The organism is Peribacillus sp. P4_B1, from assembly GCF_056402395.1.
This window is the reverse complement of sequence record NZ_JBFUHM010000080.1, coordinates 1-12,900: the sequence shown is the minus strand read 5'-3', so window position 1 is coordinate 12,900 and position 12,900 is coordinate 1. Positions and strand designations below refer to the sequence as shown.

Annotated in this window: 13 protein-coding genes and 2 pseudogenes; 3 read left to right on the top strand and 12 right to left on the bottom strand. The window is 38.2% G+C overall.

The features are described 5' to 3' along the window. Positions 1–857: 857 nt before the first annotated feature. Positions 858–1,373 (top strand): annotated as a pseudogene (locus tag AC1DVK_RS25080) (hypothetical protein); the annotation flags it as partial. Between the two features lie 1,009 nt (positions 1,374–2,382). Here AC1DVK_RS25080 and AC1DVK_RS25075 read toward each other — a convergent pair. Continuing rightward, positions 2,383–2,574 carry a hypothetical protein gene (locus AC1DVK_RS25075; protein WP_410861740.1) on the bottom strand — a complete coding sequence of 64 codons (192 nt, stop codon included), beginning with the start codon at positions 2,572–2,574 and terminating at the stop codon, positions 2,383–2,385. A 159-nt stretch (positions 2,575–2,733) separates the two neighbouring features. Here AC1DVK_RS25075 and AC1DVK_RS25070 point away from each other — a divergent pair, with 159 nt between their 5' ends. After that, positions 2,734–3,354: an NAD(P)-dependent oxidoreductase gene (locus AC1DVK_RS25070; protein WP_410861739.1), complete on the top strand. Its 621-nt coding sequence runs from the start codon at positions 2,734–2,736 to the stop codon at positions 3,352–3,354. A 126-nt stretch (positions 3,355–3,480) separates the two neighbouring features. On the opposite strand, the gene AC1DVK_RS25065 is transcribed toward AC1DVK_RS25070, so the two are convergent. The 11 genes from AC1DVK_RS25065 to murQ form a co-directional block, all read right to left on the bottom strand. Continuing rightward, positions 3,481–3,591, bottom strand: a complete 111-nt coding sequence (locus AC1DVK_RS25065; RefSeq protein WP_477627645.1) for a hypothetical protein — start codon at positions 3,589–3,591, stop codon at positions 3,481–3,483. A gap of 20 nt (positions 3,592–3,611) precedes the next feature. Then, entirely contained in the window at positions 3,612–4,478 is an 867-nt protein-coding gene (locus AC1DVK_RS25060) for a MurR/RpiR family transcriptional regulator (RefSeq protein WP_089363458.1), read from the bottom strand. Positions 4,479–4,503: 25 nt separating this feature from the next. Next, the gene (locus tag AC1DVK_RS25055; protein ID WP_410861737.1) at positions 4,504–5,400 is read right to left on the bottom strand and encodes an N-acetylglucosamine kinase; all 897 of its coding nucleotides are present in this window, start codon (positions 5,398–5,400) and stop codon (positions 4,504–4,506) included. A 52-nt stretch (positions 5,401–5,452) separates the two neighbouring features. Continuing rightward, on the bottom strand, positions 5,453–6,538 hold the full coding sequence (locus AC1DVK_RS25050; protein ID WP_410861736.1) for a DUF871 domain-containing protein: 1,086 nt from the start codon (positions 6,536–6,538) through the stop codon (positions 5,453–5,455). Positions 6,539–6,553: 15 nt separating this feature from the next. Further along, positions 6,554–6,883 (bottom strand): PTS lactose/cellobiose transporter subunit IIA, encoded by a 330-nt coding sequence (locus AC1DVK_RS25045; protein WP_477627644.1) that lies wholly within the window; start codon positions 6,881–6,883, stop codon positions 6,554–6,556. Positions 6,884–6,910: 27 nt separating this feature from the next. Beyond that, the gene (locus AC1DVK_RS25040; RefSeq protein WP_410861735.1) at positions 6,911–8,290 is read right to left on the bottom strand and encodes a 6-phospho-beta-glucosidase; all 1,380 of its coding nucleotides are present in this window, start codon (positions 8,288–8,290) and stop codon (positions 6,911–6,913) included. A 40-nt stretch (positions 8,291–8,330) separates the two neighbouring features. Continuing rightward, on the bottom strand, positions 8,331–8,615 hold the full coding sequence (locus AC1DVK_RS25035; protein ID WP_410861734.1) for a hypothetical protein: 285 nt from the start codon (positions 8,613–8,615) through the stop codon (positions 8,331–8,333). Positions 8,616–8,686: 71 nt separating this feature from the next. Continuing rightward, positions 8,687–9,976 (bottom strand): PTS sugar transporter subunit IIC, encoded by a 1,290-nt coding sequence (locus AC1DVK_RS25030; protein ID WP_410861733.1) that lies wholly within the window; start codon positions 9,974–9,976, stop codon positions 8,687–8,689. A 49-nt stretch (positions 9,977–10,025) separates the two neighbouring features. Next, positions 10,026–10,331, bottom strand: a complete 306-nt coding sequence (locus tag AC1DVK_RS25025) for a PTS sugar transporter subunit IIB (protein ID WP_061463755.1) — start codon at positions 10,329–10,331, stop codon at positions 10,026–10,028. 30 nt (positions 10,332–10,361) lie between these two features. Further along, complete coding sequence (locus AC1DVK_RS25020; RefSeq protein ID WP_477627643.1) at positions 10,362–10,520, bottom strand: hypothetical protein; 159 nt, start codon at positions 10,518–10,520, stop codon at positions 10,362–10,364. A gap of 35 nt (positions 10,521–10,555) precedes the next feature. Then, positions 10,556–11,440 (bottom strand): N-acetylmuramic acid 6-phosphate etherase, encoded by an 885-nt coding sequence (murQ, locus tag AC1DVK_RS25015; RefSeq protein ID WP_089363464.1) that lies wholly within the window; start codon positions 11,438–11,440, stop codon positions 10,556–10,558. 321 nt (positions 11,441–11,761) lie between these two features. Here murQ and AC1DVK_RS25010 point away from each other — a divergent pair. Then, positions 11,762–12,900, top strand: a pseudogene (locus AC1DVK_RS25010) (glycoside hydrolase family 10-like protein); the annotation flags it as partial.

Here is a 12,900-nt window from a genome sequence, read left to right as displayed (position 1 = left end):
CAATTACAAGGGTTATGAAATCCTGCGAATAAGTGAGCTTCGAGAGATATTCGTATCAAACTGATGGAGTTCAATAAGATAAATGGTATTTCCCATTCTTTCACTGCCCATTGATATTAATAAAAAGTCCTCCCCTTCACCTCCGTTAAACTTTTTGTAACCGACAATCGATGTATCTTCTAATAATTCTGGAACTGGATTAGGGCTGGCTATTGCAAGACAAAATTTTTATAGCTCATGGCGGAGATCTTCACATAGATAGTAAACCTCAACCAGGAACCCAGTGTCGTATTATATTTCACTCGAACTAGAAAAAAGAAATTAGCGAATTATTGTATAAGTGATTTAACGAATAAAAGCTGATACTTCCTTAGTGTAGGGAAAATCGGCTTTCTTTATTTCGAAATTTGCTTAGCGTATGTTTTTCGTTTTTTTTTGGTATATAGCTTCTTGGTTATGGTGAAATACTTTAAAAAACACTTTTGAAAATAAGAGAATTTACCTCCTGATAAATTAACGATATAGTAAAATATATCCTTGTATGGAAATAATATACACTGTAGACTAGAGGAGAATCATCCTTTGACACATTTCGTATAAACGGCTGGGGAGCGAAGCCGGAAGGAGGGAATATTAATAAAAGTGGAATTCAGCCATTCGTGTACAAGCCGGTATCGGATATTCCGTCAAGATTTTACGCAGTGGCTGTCAACTTCCACTTTTTCCGGCCAAAGTATCTAAATTTCAATAATATGGGAGTGGAGAAATTGCGAATAAAACTTTGTCTTTCCGTAATATTATGTTGTCTTTTCGTTGCCATGGGATTTACACCAGTATCGAAGGCCGAGACGAATGCAGAAAAGGATTATACGATTAAATCGTTCCATTATTTAAATGTAGATGGAAAAGATGTGGATTCCCAGGCCAAAGTGAGTAACATATCTAACAAAGAAATAAAAGTAACAATGGTTCTTCCTAAACAGAATAATGAGGGCGATTGGTTGGCATATGGATTTACGAGCAGGGAAACTTTGCTGGCATTTATCGAAAAAGATAAACAGAGACTTCAAAACAAAGTCACTACCATGGGCAGCGGTTCTTGTTGTACCGATTTCTATGAGTATAAAAATAAAGGTGGGAATTATATTTATTGGAGAGACGGTTTTACAAACTTGTCTTCCAGCTGGAATGACAGAATTTCCTCCTTAAGTACGGCGTCACCTTCTTCAAGCTATTCGACGACGCTGTGGGAGCATACTTCATCTCAAGGGTATGGCAGAGGAGTCTCCTTTAGACACTCCGATTGGTATGGTAAAACTGCTAATATGGCTTCGGATTGGGACAATAAGGCTTCGGCGATCGAAATCAAATAATGGGAGATCGCCAATGACCAGGTGAAGGATTTTTAAAATCACTATTCTCTCATTTATTTAAAAGAAATGGGAAAATAGTGATATTTTTTAAAAGTTTCGTCGCAACTGCCGACCGAGCACAAGCCGTAGTAAAGAAAAATTTTAAGGGATTATTTTTGACTGTAATTTTGTTTATTGTAGTAAACGTATGATTATGTAAAGAATCGCACGTTCAAAAGGCCGCCAATTGGCGGTCTTTTTATGACGCTAGCCGAGTAGAAGGGAACCTCACGGAACCGTGCTTGCGCTATTCACGCACACGGCTCCTCCTCGTTACCATTCACGAAATGTAGCTAATCTCTCAGATTCAGATTTTGCTAATTCTGCTATCCTTAGTCGTATTTCCATTTATCCCTGCCTCTGAGTGTAGTAAATGTTTCCCTAGTAAGGGCGATAACTGGTAGCTAGCCTTTCCTCCAACGGCATTACCCAACTTCATTGGTACTACGCTGCTACCCAACTCCCTACACGGATCGGTAGGGTCTCCCGAGTTGCCGTATCATATCGATGTGTATAACGTGCCAAGGTCTTAGACCCCAGAGAGGTTTTATCCATCTTGCCCTTAACGAAGGATAAAATATAGCATTCTGCTGCGCGTAAGGCATCAGCCCTCTCGATTTACTAACATTATGGAGCTCAATCCCTTCAACCATTTGGCTTTCGGCCCGCCACCTAACTGTCTACGCTTAAAGACTAACGTTACCTTTAGCCCTCCAAGACTCGCTACGAACGAATGGCTAGTTCTTACTCGACGGGAATCCACCCGCTATATGATACGACCTAGGCTCGGCCGCACAGGCACCCGTTAGTAAATGAAGAACTATTTATTTACCAATTAGGTACTGCTCGGAATAAGACTTAGAAGCAAAAAGGTCTATACCTAAAAAATCTTCACAGTTAGTATCCGAAAAATGAAACACTATTGATTCAACATTAGGATGAGGAATTGAATTTCTTATTATTTCATCATTCAGTCTAAAAGAATAATAAGTCTTTCCATCAGTAGTAACTTCCTAATGTGTACTTTATTAGCAATCAGTTCAATTTTCCTTGCAGTTTCTCCTTCTAACTCTATTCCAAAAATCGGGACTTCTTCTCCAAAGTCTAACATTATATCATCGTTAATAATTTCTGTTTTTGGAACCTGGGCCATTTTTTTCATCTTTATTTCTCCTCCTATTCATAGGTTCTTCCTTTTCTTTATAAAAAAGTTTGATTATCTTATGATGACTTATTGCACTAAGGCTATCATTAGTTAAAAAAGACGATATAATAACTTTTAAAGTGTAGTGTAATATTTGTAAAAAGGAGGTTCATTCTCATGAATATTTTAATATTAGGTGCATCTGGACGAGTTGGAGGTCAAATAGTTACTTATGCCCTTCATGATAGACACCATGTTACTGTATTAGTTCGAAATCCAGAGAAGCTTCAAATAAATTGTGAAAATTTAACTATTATCCAAGGTAATGTTTTAAATAAAGGTGATATCTCACATGCAATGCATGGGATTGATGTAGTTATTAGTGCGCTGAATACTGATGGGACAACCACTCTATCAGAAAGTATGCCACTAATTATCGAAGCAATGGAAGAAGAAGGAATACAACGAATTATCACTATAGGAACTGCAGGTATCCTGCAAAGCAGAACCACCCCAAATTCATTGCGTTATCAGTCAAGTGAATCAAAGCGTAAGTCTACCCGTGCAGCGGTAGAACATCATAAAGTTTACGATATGCTCAAACAGTCACCACTCGAATGGACTATTGTCTGTCCTACGTATTTGCCGAATGGGGAAAGTGTAGGTAAATATCGTGTAGAAGGTAATTTTTTGCCGGAGGACGGCTTAGAAATATCCGTGCCGGATACAGCAGAGTTTACATTTAGTCTAATAAAAAGTAGCGATTATATAAAATCACGTGTAGGTATCGCCTACTAATAATCTTCTTATGCTAAACACCATGAGTAATCAAAAAAGCCGATTAATGGAAAAAACATGTTTTTAATTTTTGGCCAGCCAAAAAGCCCTTCAAAACCTTTTTGGAGGGCTTTTTCTCTGTTTTAATTAGGCCAAATCCTGGAACGTTTCTTTACTCCTTGAAAAAGCGTACATCCTATGTTTGATTCTTCCGCATATATCTGCGCATTCACAATCCAAGCGAATGCCCTCCTCCATCATTTTTAAATCCTCTTCCTTCAAGTATCCAAATTTCTTTTGGTGAATTTCAATACAGATTCCCTTGAACGTTCAATTTCATTTTTATTTTCATTATAAAATTTTGAAACATACGCATAGAAAATAATGCTGACCGTTAGAAATTGTGCAAAAAGCGAACTTGTTGCAGCACTTCGGAACTTAGCCTCCGGTGCACGTACATGATTTAGGGACATATCAACTTTTTTAGTTAGTCCATTGTTCCCCAACCGCGATAAACCAATTGTTTTAATTCCATATGCTTTAGCAATATCAACGAGTTCCAGAATTTCTTCAGTTTCGCCACTATTGGATATACAGAAAAAAACGGTGTTCTTTGATGATGCAGCAAGCGCAGTGGCCGTAATATGCGGGTCTTGATTGGCACTTACAATCTTTCCTAACCGTAGCCATTTCTGTGTAATATCTTCAGCAACGAGCCATGAAGCTCCTAAACCATAGACATAAATTACATCTGCACTCCTCATGGTTTCAATGATATTGTCAAGAACGGCCTCATCCAAATAATGTGCCGTTTCTTGTATAGCTTGTACAGAGTTGGAGACTATTTTATTTTTAATGGACGCTATTGTTTCATTAGGCTCAATGTCATGGAAACCTTTTTTCTCCGGTTGGGAAATTAGGGATGATAGGGATACCTTCAGTTCCGAAAAACTGTTAACTTTTATTGAATGACAAAATCTCGTTACGGCCGAACTGCTGGCATTGGCATGGTCAGCTAATTCATGTATCGTCATTCTTATAATTTCTTGTGGATTTTCTAAGATATATTGTGCAATTTTCCTTTCTGATTTGGGCAACTGGTTCAATAAACTTTCAATTCTCAATATAATATTTTCGACGGGCATATGATTTACTCTCCTTGATCTTTACTTACTTTAAATGCTTCATTGCTATGTAGTAACAACCCAAGGTAGCTGATACGTCTTCTACAACAAATTTCACATTTGGGTTTTCAAGTTTAATATGATTGATGAAAGAGCTTTGCACCAATGGTATATTTGTCAATATGCTACCTTTTATTGCAATTGTAACATTCTCACTTAACTTTAACTTCTTGATAACCTTAAGCGTTTGTTTTGAAAGGTGGTACCCGGCCTGATTCAGAATATTTTGCGAGGAGCCATCGCCCTCCTCCGCATGTTGGACAATTAGGGGAACAAACGCGGCAATCTCGGATTTCGTGGCGGAATAAATGAATTTCTTCAGTTCCATAACACTATGAAGCCCAAGTTTTTTAAGTATTGTCTCGGTTAAAAGGCTATAGTCATCTCCCTCATCCTCTTCTTTCGTCATTTTTATAAAAGCCTGCATGGCGATCCAATAGCCACTTCCTTCATCCCCAAGAATGTGTCCCCAGCCACCAGCCGATTTCTCGATACCTTTATGGATGCCGATACTTACAGATCCAGTTCCGGATATGGTCAAAATGCCATCATTTCCTTTTAGTAAAGCAGCATGAGCGATAATTCCATCATTTACAATCGTGAACGGGGCATTAAATGCCTTTCTTAATGCACTTTTTATGCCCTGCGGATTTTCAACTCCTCCATACCCGGCTAATCCTAAGCAAATGTAATGGCAGCTACCATTATCAATAGGAGCTATGCTTTGTTCAATTGCCTGTATAATGTTAGCGATGGCTTGTTTTTCATTTATAAGCAGGTTTCCAAACCCAGCTTTGCCTTCACTTATTTTATTACCATCTAAATCATAAGCCGCTGCTTCAGTTTTAGTGCCCCCGCCGTCAACACCGATAATATAATTCATATCATTCTCCTATTCAGTAAAAAAGGAAGGAATATCACCGTTCCTTCCCTGATCATTTAATATTGAATTGGAATTTCCCCCATGGTTCCAAATGATCGAGGAGAAAAATTTCCTCTTCTGCTATTCGGCCCACTACATTTGTTTTTCCCGAATTCTTCATTTCCTTCAATGCAATCTGCAATTCCCCTTTATATTGTCCATAGAGCTCATTTTCAATTAAAATATCACCGCGTCTAATATCAGGCGTATATGTTGGTTTAAATTCGTCGCTCTTATATTTCACGCGTGATTGAGTCGAGCGAATAAGATAATCGGAAACATCTCCACGGTAAAAATGGAATTCTTCCAATACTATTTTTTTCTCTAAAGTTGTTATGGTTTCGTGAAGGTTAACATTAAATGTTAATAGACCTCTGTTTAACTGGCTAAGCTGCTTCAATTCTTCTTCAGATGCGTAGGCATTCGCAATAATTACATCATCAATCAACCCTGTCGCATACAAGTGTTTCGCTTGAGTTGTAATGGGTAATTCCCGGTGCATTTCTAATGTACATAATCCTTCCATTATAGGCCAAGGTCCGTACGTTGCTGCATGGGAGCTTATGAAAGCTGCCGTGCGGATATTATGCTTTTTGAATGACTCACAGCATTTTATAAAATGAGGATAGCCCAATCCTGCATAGCGATGAGGATAGAAGTTATGCGATCCAACTAAATTCTCTTTATTTGGTTTGTAATCGATAATATTTTCTAAATATTTTGTTGCATTGCTCATGTTTATTTCAATTTTTAGATCATATGGATTATGTGTCATAATCGACTCTTCGTTACCTGTGAAACCTATGTCCAGCCTGATTCCATACGCACCTAATTCTGCAAAAAACGATAAGTCATCATAAGAAATGCCTAGTGAACCGAATACTCGGGGAGCAATATCGACCATCACTTCCATATTCAATTGATTGGCAAAACGAATCGTTTCTTTAAATTCTTTTAAAATCTTTTCTTTGTCACCTTCGACAGAAAGCAGGCAAGTAAAGATCTTTTTGAATCCATATTTGTGTGCAAGTGCAATGTATTCGATATCTTTTTCAACGGTTGAATGCTCTGGATAGATAGATATACCGAGTTTACCCATTATTTAATCACCTCTTTACTGTTGTGGGGCTAGCTTTTTTACAATGCGAATCATATGTTCAATTAGTTTTTGTTCACTCATTGCCGTCATCAAGTGATCCTGTGCATGAATCATTAATAAAGTTTTCTCACTTGGAACTCCATTCAATTCTGCTTGAATGAGCTTGGTTTGTGTCTTATGGGCCAAGTTCAATTCTTCCTGGCCCTGTTTAATTAGATCCTCTGCCTTTTCAAAATTAAATTCTTCCGCTTCTTTTAGTGCTTCGAATGCTAATCCTCTTGCATTTCCACTATGTGATATTATTTCAAAAATTCCCATTTCATTATTGTTCAATTCAGTTGACATATCACTACACTCCAATTTTATGTTAGATTATGAAGTTTCATTGGATTGCTGTAATCCAACGAAACTTGATGTCGATACTGCACTTTCACTGAAGAATCGCGGTAAGTATTCTCGATGCACTTTTAACAGTTTTTGTAAAACAATTTCCGCCAGGTCATCACTTGGAATAAGCGGGTTAATCGTTAAAGCTAATAACGCTTTATCATAAGAACCTGTAACGGCTGCCTCTGCACCAATTCTTTCAAATGATTTGATTTGTTGAATCAAGCCATGCACTTGTACGGGTAATTTACCCATAGCCAAAGGAATTGGTCCATTTTTGGTGACAATGCAGCTTACTTCGACAGCTGAATCATAATCAATATCAGTAAGCGATCCTTTGTTTTGTACATTTAGCACTTGAATATCTTTTTTATCATTATAAATAGAAGAAATGACATTACACGCTGCATCACTATAGTAAGCTCCACCGCGCTGCTCTAGTTGTGGAGGCTTGATGTCAAGGGTTTCATCCTTATATAGGTCAAACAAACCTACTTCTAATTCTTTCACAACTTCTGCTCGAGTTTCCCCAGATTTGAATGCTTCCAACTCTTCTTCTAAAATCGTTTTAGTTTTGTAATAATAACGATGGTACGGGCAAGGCACAACACCTAAAGATTTCAAAAACCTTCTGTTCCAAGCTAATGGGGCAATATTCTTCATCGTCAGCTGAATTTCAGGATTGCCCAGCATTTCAAGCACTTTATCTGTTACTTCTTGATCATCAACGAACACATGCATCCCGAATACCATATGGTTTAACCCTGCGAAATCTATGTGCACTCTTTTCATATCAACACCAAGCATGTTGGAAATAGACATATGCATATTAAATGGAACATTGCATACACCAATGACTTTTTTATGCTTGCTGTAGCGGAGAAGGGCTTCCGTTACCATCCCAGCCGGGTTTGTGAAGTTAATTAACCATGCATCAGGGCAGAGCTCCTGCATTTCTTCTGCAATTTCCAGAAGAATGGGGATAGTTCGTAATGCCTTGGACAATCCTCCTGCACCATTTGTTTCCTGACCAATTAAGCCTAATTCCAACGGGATCCGCTCGTCCTTGATTCGTGCATCAAGTAAACCCACCCTCATTTGCGTTGTGACAAAATCAGCATTTTGCAAGGCCTGACGACGGTTTAGCGTTAGATGTATTTCCATTGGAAGTCCTGCTTTTTCAACCATCCGTTTTGCCAATGTTCCTACAATCTCCAGTTTTTCTTTTCCTGCCTCAATATCCACTAACCACAGTTCCCTAATAGGCAGCTCATCATATCGTTTAATAAAACCTTCTATTAATTCTGGTGTATAACTGGAGCCTCCGCCGATTGTGGCAATCTTCAGCCCTTTTTTCATTTCCATTCCCCTAACACCTCATCGTAAGCTAATCTGAATTTTTCATTCATTTATAGATGATTGCATAACAAACCAGTGCGCTTACCGCTAATAAAGACAAGAATAATAGTGATGCTTGTTTCTTGTTTTTAAACTTACCTTCAACAAAACAAACAACCATCGTTAATCCTGCGCTTATGGCAAAGGTATTTCCCAAGTATAGTGAGAATTGTTTATTTATTTCAAAGGCATCCATTAATCTGTTAAAAATAAAATTAAAAACAAGAATGAAGCTAAAAAATAGAAAGGCACTTTTGTAACTAAAAAAGTGGATTCTGGAAGTTGAAGTCATGTCCTTTCCCCCCTCTCAATTCATAAAAGGAGTTTGGAGCATTTAGTCCCAAACTCCCTTTTAGGCATTCCTTATAAAGCAATATTTTTACTATCTGTTGTTTCTACCATGTTTTCCTGCGCTAAAAGCTTTTTATCGTACATCTTAAAGAATGGCAGATAAACAATAACGGAAATGGTTAAATTCACCATCACGAGAACGATGGCTCTCCAATCACCGCCAGTTGAAAGGTAGGCGCCTATTGGAGCGGGCAATGTCCAGGGAACCATTACATATGTCGGGTTCACAAGTCCGATGGATGTTGCAATATATGCAAGTGTCGCACCAATTAGCGGTGTAATGATAAATGGAATGATCAGTACCGGGTTTAGTACAATTGGCATCCCAAAGATAACAGGTTCATTGATGTTAAAAATGCTTGGAACAATTGTTGCTTTCCCCATTGCTTTACTATAGGTAGACTTTGCCGTTAAGAGCATGGCTATTACTAAACCCAAAGTTGCACCAGACCCGCCAATCCAAATAAACCATTGGAAGAAAGTTTCAGGAGCGATGTGGGGAATTGCCTTTCCAGCTGCAACTGCCGCCGAGTTATTCCCCAAGTACACTTCCCATACCGGACGAGCTACGGCACCTACCACTGAAACGCCATGAATACCAAATGACCAGAAGAATGTAATCAAAAATACTGGAATTAATACACCTGGCAATGTGTCGCCTGCACTGATGAGTGGTGCAACCGCTTTATCAACGAGTGAATGTAAATCAACAGCAAAAACGACTGTAATTAAAGTCATGACAAGCAGGACAATTGAAACTGGAATTAATGCTTCAAATGAACGAGCTACTGAAGTTGGAACAGAATCCGGCATTTTAATCGTGATATTTTTTGTTTTACAAAAACGTAGAATTTCGACAGCAAAAATGGATACAAGCATTCCTACAAAAAGGCCATGGCCTCCGAGATTTGTCATTGGCAAAACAAACCCCACATCATCCATCATCTCTACACCAATTGTGAACAAGAAGGCTGCCAATGATAGTAAACCTCCAGATAGCGGATCAAGTTTATAGCTTTGAGATAAGCTGTAGCCTATACCAAAAGTAATATATAGCGTCATGATAAACATCGTTAATCGATATGGTATTAAAATTTCTGCTATATGTTTTGCAGACCATTCACCTAATGCAGTATCTGCTGCAACGGGCGGAAATGCAATGATCAAGAATAAACTGCCAAAAATGATGAATGGTAACGCAGAAACCACACCATCCCGAATTGCACGTAAATGTTTTTGCTCAGACAATTTAGCCATAGGTGTTGAAAGATTATTTTCTAAAAAAGCTACAAACTTGTCCATTCGTGTTTTCCCCTTTTACGTTTAGTGAAAAGAAATAGTAATTAGTTTATTATTTTGCTAGTTCCGTTACCAGTTTTAGTAGCTTAGGTCCGCCAAGAGGGCTGTAAGCTTGAGCTGGTATGGCTTCACATGGGACGCCCGCTTCATCTGCAGATGCCTTAAAGCCATCGAAACGATGTTTGACTTGCGGAGCTACCATTGCAACATCCCAGCCATTTCGTACTTCTGCATCAAATTCTTGAGTGCCGACTGCCAATACTTCTATAGTTACACCCTGTTTTTCCCCCTCCTTTTTTAAAGCGCTTACAACGATTGCACTAGACATTCCACCTGAACATACGAATAAAACCTTCATTCTTTGTTCCTCCAATTTTTTTTATTTTTTTTATTGGCTGTTTTCACATACTTTGTTGCTATTTACCAGGTAGTGAGTTGTGGTTGATTTCCCCTCCAGATGCTCGCTTTCCGCGGGGCGGGCGGTGAGCCCGCAGGAGTCTCGCACTTCCGCTCCAATCACCCTTAAATAGTTTCGTTTTAAAAACAACAATCTTTACGAAAAGAGCCTTTTTTTTAAAAGCGTTAAATCGTTTTTCTTATGAATCCTTGTGCCTTCACTAAACGATTTGAGGCTTCTTCATACGATACATTCGTTAAAATCATGACAATTGCAATTTTGGGCTGGGCATGTGCCTTTTCTAAAAATTCATCTGCAATTTCATAGCTACAGTCAGTAGCATCCATGATAATGCGTTTTGCGCGTTCAACTAGCTTTTCATTAGTTAACTGTAAATCTACCATTAAGTTACCATAAACTTTACCCACTCCAACCATTGAGGCGGTGGAAAGCATATTGCATACTAACTTTTGTGATGTTCCAGCTTTTAAACGTGTAGAACCCGTCAGGACTTCAGGCCCGTTTACTACTTCAATCGCAACTTTTGCAATCTTACCTATTTCTGAACCTTTGTTACAGCTTATCGACACAGTTCCTGCACCAACTTGATTAGCATATTCCAAGCCAGCAATAACATATGGAGTGCGTCCACTAGCCGCAATGCCCACTACGACGTCCCTGTTTGTTAATTCGATTTTCTTCAAATCTTCAGGACCTAATTCAAAACTGTCTTCAGCACCTTCAACTGCCTTAATGAAAGCCTTTTCCCCACCAGCTATAAGACCCACTACTTCACTCGGATCGGTATTGAATGTCGGTGGACATTCTACTGCATCCAATAAACCGATGCGCCCGCTTGTTCCTGCACCCATGTAAATTAATCTGCCGTTTTTATTCATGGCTTCGACGATCATCTCCACGGCTTTAGAAATTTGCGGAAGTTCTTTTTTCACACAATGGGCAACTTTAATGTCTTCTTCGTTCATTACCTCTAAAAATTCAAGTGTTCCCATTTCATCCAAACTCATGGTCTTTTCATTACGGCGCTCTGTCGTTAAATGCTCTAGCATACATATCATCCTTTTTTATTTCAGTGGTGAAAGTGGTGAAACTTTTTTAGCTATAGAGAATATATCATTATTAAAAATTAATTTCAATATTGTGTATACATTTTTAAAAATTAATTTTAGAATAAACGTAAGATACATAAAATTATTTTAACTTTCTACTAAAAATGTAAACCGCTATTTTCATGAACCAAACCCATGATCCTTTTATTGATTAGACATTAATTCTATTCGGATAGGTGACAAATTCATATATTCATTATTTGTTAACGCTTACAAATAATTAAATATAAATATTAGTAATGAAATGAGGTTGTACTATTGATGAATGAAAGAATTACAAAAAGAAAATTAGGATCATTAGCGCTAGCCGCTTTAGTGGGAGGTTCACTTCTCCTTCCATCCGATTTGATTGCAAATGCAGAATCCGGGACTATTCCCCAACAAACTACTTATGTAAAACAGGAACTGCGCGCAACTTGGATTGCAAGTGTGTTAAATATTGACTGGCCGTCCAAACCCGGTTTATCCATATCAGCACAGAAAGAAGAATTCATAAAATACTTGGATGAACAAAAAGCAATGGGGATGAATGCTGTCGTTATGCAAATTAAACCAACTGCAGATGCTTTTTACCCTTCTGAATACGGTCTTTGGTCAAAATATTTAACAGGAGTCCAAGGAAAAGACCCTGGGTATGACCCTCTTGCATTCATGGTAGAGGCAGCACATGATCGTAATATGGAATTTCATGCCTGGTTTAATCCATATCGCATTACCATGCCTTTAGGTAAGACAGCTGAATTATSGGATATTGATAATCTTCCAGAATCACATCCTGYTAGAAAGCACCCGAATTGGGTCATACCATATGGACAACAATTGTACTTTGACCCAGGCATTCCTGGCGTACAACGGTTTGTGATCGATGGAATAATGGAAGTTGTTAAGAATTATGATATTGATGCAGTCCATATGGACGATTATTTCTATCCCTACAAGATTGCAGGAGTACCTTTCCCAGATGAAATTTCCTATCAAAAATATGGAGCAGATAGATTTACAAATGTGGAGGATTGGCGCAGGGATAATGTAAATAACCTTGTTAAGCAGATAAATGAAAAAAATCAAGGCAGAAAAATCATATGTGAAGTTTGGTATAAGTCCTTTTGGAGTTTGGCGCAACAAAGCAGTTGATCCCACAGGATCTGACACTGCCGCTGGACAAACGAATTATGATGATTTATATGCGGATACCAGAACGTGGATCAATAATGAATACATTGATTACATTGCCCCTCAATTATATTGGAATATAGGATTGCCAGTAGCTGACTATGCCAAACTTCTTGATTGGTGGACAAAAGAAGTCGAGGGTAAAAATGTTCAACTCTATATTGGACAAGGAGACTATAAAATTAATACAGAGTCCAATGGTGTCCAAAACTGGTTCAATCCAATCC

What these genes read in the sequence shown, in the direction of transcription:
- AC1DVK_RS25075 (WP_410861740.1), bottom strand. Translation starts at nt 2,574, where the DNA reads ATGAAAAAAATGGCCCAGGTTCCAAAAACAGAAATTATTAACGATGAT.
- AC1DVK_RS25070 (WP_410861739.1), top strand. Translation starts at nt 2,734, where the DNA reads ATGAATATTTTAATATTAGGTGCATCTGGACGAGTTGGAGGTCAAATA.
- AC1DVK_RS25065 (WP_477627645.1), bottom strand. Translation starts at nt 3,591, where the DNA reads ATGGAGGAGGGCATTCGCTTGGATTGTGAATGCGCAGATATATGCGGA.
- AC1DVK_RS25060 (WP_089363458.1), bottom strand. Translation starts at nt 4,478, where the DNA reads ATGCCCGTCGAAAATATTATATTGAGAATTGAAAGTTTATTGAACCAG.
- AC1DVK_RS25055 (WP_410861737.1), bottom strand. Translation starts at nt 5,400, where the DNA reads ATGAATTATATTATCGGTGTTGACGGCGGGGGCACTAAAACTGAAGCA.
- AC1DVK_RS25050 (WP_410861736.1), bottom strand. Translation starts at nt 6,538, where the DNA reads ATGGGTAAACTCGGTATATCTATCTATCCAGAGCATTCAACCGTTGAA.
- AC1DVK_RS25045 (WP_477627644.1), bottom strand. Translation starts at nt 6,883, where the DNA reads ATGTCAACTGAATTGAACAATAATGAAATGGGAATTTTTGAAATAATA.
- AC1DVK_RS25040 (WP_410861735.1), bottom strand. Translation starts at nt 8,290, where the DNA reads ATGGAAATGAAAAAAGGGCTGAAGATTGCCACAATCGGCGGAGGCTCC.
- AC1DVK_RS25035 (WP_410861734.1), bottom strand. Translation starts at nt 8,615, where the DNA reads ATGACTTCAACTTCCAGAATCCACTTTTTTAGTTACAAAAGTGCCTTT.
- AC1DVK_RS25030 (WP_410861733.1), bottom strand. Translation starts at nt 9,976, where the DNA reads ATGGACAAGTTTGTAGCTTTTTTAGAAAATAATCTTTCAACACCTATG.
- AC1DVK_RS25025 (WP_061463755.1), bottom strand. Translation starts at nt 10,331, where the DNA reads ATGAAGGTTTTATTCGTATGTTCAGGTGGAATGTCTAGTGCAATCGTT.
- murQ (WP_089363464.1), bottom strand. Translation starts at nt 11,440, where the DNA reads ATGCTAGAGCATTTAACGACAGAGCGCCGTAATGAAAAGACCATGAGT.